At 56.1% G+C, this 2,223-nt stretch carries 3 protein-coding genes; 2 read left to right on the top strand and 1 reads right to left on the bottom strand.

Going from position 1 to position 2,223, the window contains the following annotated elements; genetic code table 11:
• The first annotated feature begins 727 nt into the window (after window positions 1–727).
• Window positions 728–1,120: a transposase gene (locus EP867_RS19390; protein ID WP_322099047.1), complete on the top strand. Its 393-nt coding sequence runs from the start codon at window positions 728–730 to the stop codon at window positions 1,118–1,120.
• Window positions 1,121–1,136: 16 nt separating this feature from the next.
• Window positions 1,137–1,487, top strand: a complete 351-nt coding sequence (gene tnpB, locus EP867_RS19385) for an IS66 family insertion sequence element accessory protein TnpB (protein WP_128491065.1) — start codon at window positions 1,137–1,139, stop codon at window positions 1,485–1,487.
• Window positions 1,488–1,640: 153 nt separating this feature from the next.
• Here tnpB and EP867_RS19380 read toward each other — a convergent pair.
• On the bottom strand, window positions 1,641–2,223 hold a 583-nt coding region (locus EP867_RS19380), incomplete at its 5' end, for an integrase core domain-containing protein (protein WP_164888981.1).

Genomic DNA, 2,223 nt, shown 5'->3' with positions numbered 1-2,223 from the left:
TTTATATAGGAAATATAATGGTCAGGACAGCGAAATCAGCGCCTTACTTGGGAAATGTGGGCTAAGTACCCTCTTGCGCAAGGGGCGGTTATACATGTTGCACAAATCGGCTGCTGATCGGACTTCCCCTTTCCCCGGACAGATTTATCCTGCGACCTCTGTGATGGGCGTGCCGAGGGCGGTGAAGCCGTTGAGCACGGCGACGCGCACCTCCCAAGTTCGACACTTAATCAATTAACTGTCGAACTTGGGTTTGCCAGATCCAAGCCGATTGTAGTAATCTCCGACATGACCGCCTCCCTAATGGATTATGACGATCCCACCATGGCACATCGATGCCGTCGGGGGGCGGTTACATCATGTGTGGGTAGCCCCGGTTTTAGCGAGTTGTCGCATCTACGGTAATCATACGATCGAATGCGGTCATGTGTCAGGCCTATGCGTGGGATGATAACTCCCTTGGCCGGTATGCGATCCGCAGACTGTGATCAAAACATCAGAACGAGCTCTCTGCTCTTAGTGTAACCCTGATTTCCACAGTCCCGATCTTTCCGATCGATTTCATACACGCTTCAGCTTCTCTCGCATTTTCGAGGTCTTCCTACTGGCAAGGGCCATCCTGCCAGATGAGGTCCTCCCGGAAACTCTTCATTCTTTGCAATAAGCGCCCACAACGTATCCTTGCGGTGAGGGCCGTCTGCCCCGTTTTTGCAAATAGGCTTAAGGCATTGCCTTATGTCATATTCTACACATTCTCCCCCGATCGAGATTTTCATCGGCTGATGAAGCGGGCCGGCGTCGCCATTGGAGCGATGAGGATAAGCCGCGGATTGTCGAAGAGAGTTATCGCGGCGTGCGGCAAGGGTCGGCGACAGCGCGGCGTTACGGTATTTCACGCTCTCTTTTATCGATCTGGCGGCGGGAATTGCGACAGGGTTCTGACAGTGCAACAGGCGACAGGCCAGTTTTTACGCCACTGATGCTGGAGGCCGGTGCCGGGGCATCCGGCATAGGGTCTGCTGCAATGTCAGCGACGGATCAGATCGAGATCTCTTTACGCAACGGACGGCGATCAGCTTCTCGGCCGCGGTGGCGCCTGAGGTTCTGGCGCGCGTGTTGAATGTTGTGGATCCGCTATGATTGCCTTTCCTGCGGGCGTCAAAGTTTGGATCGCCGGCGGTGTCACCGATATGCGCTGCGGCATGAACACGCTGGCGCTCAAGGTGCAGCAGGGCCTGGGCCGTGATCCCCATGGCGGCGAGATCTTCTGCTTCCGTGGCCGCAAAGGCGATCTGATCAAGATCCTCTGGCATGACGGCGTCGGCATGTCGCTCTATCTGAAGCGGCTGGAGGCGGGCAAGTTCATCTGGCCTGTCAGCCAGAGCGGGGCCGCTGTGCCCGTCTCCAGTGCACAGCTCGGCTATCTGCTGGAAGGGATCGACTGGCGCAATCCACGCTGGACCCAGCGGCCGAAATCGGCAGGATAATTGCCATATCATCCTTGTTTTGTTGGATTTTATGGCTCTGATGTGGTACGGTGTTTGTCAAAGAAGTTGTCCGGCCTTTTGTTAAGCGGCGTCTCTAATTCCTGCCGCTGAGACATCACGTTCGGGCTTGAGCCAGACTGGTCCGATGGGTTGTCAGTTGCGGGCCTTTCCTGTCCAGCGCTGAGGATTTGCAGCGCGTGCTTTGGCATAGAGATCAGCGCGCTTTGCCAGCATCCGGTGCTCTTCTCCTGCGTGTCGGCTGTTGGGTGTGACGAAGCGCAGCGCGCTGTGGAGGTGCTCGGCATTATACCACGTCACGAAGTCTTTCACCCAATCCTGTGCTCCCGTTTTGCTGGCAAAGCCTTTGCGCGGCCATGCCGGGCGATATTTGCAGGTGCGGAAGAGTGCTTCGGAGAAGGGGTTATCGTTGCTGACACGCGGGCGAGAGCAGGATGCAATGATGCCCAGACGCTCCAGCGTCGTCTTCATAGTGGCGCCTTTCATGGGCGCGCCATTGTCGGCATGCAGCACCTTCGGTCTGGCAATGCAGGCCTCGGCCCAGAGCCCGCGCTGGACGACGCCGGCAGCTAATCCGGCGCGCTCCATCTCATGGGTTCGGCCTGAATAATCGTCAAATATCTGATTTGATGCAGAATTATGGTGATTTTTCTCGCTTTGTATTGCAGGATTTCGAATAGTCTCATTTGAAACCCTGCAATTTCGGCTCTCGCCATGA

The sequence above is a fragment of the Falsigemmobacter intermedius genome (genome assembly GCF_004054105.1).
Classification (GTDB): Bacteria; Pseudomonadota; Alphaproteobacteria; order Rhodobacterales; family Rhodobacteraceae; genus Wagnerdoeblera; species Wagnerdoeblera intermedia.
The sequence above is the reverse complement of the archived record's forward strand: the minus strand, read 5'-3'. Positions and strand labels throughout refer to the sequence as shown.

Coding starts and splice junctions, on each gene's coding strand:
- tnpB (WP_128491065.1), top strand. CDS start 1,137: ATGATTGCCTTTCCTGCGGGCGTCAAAGTTTGGATCGCCGGCGGTGTC.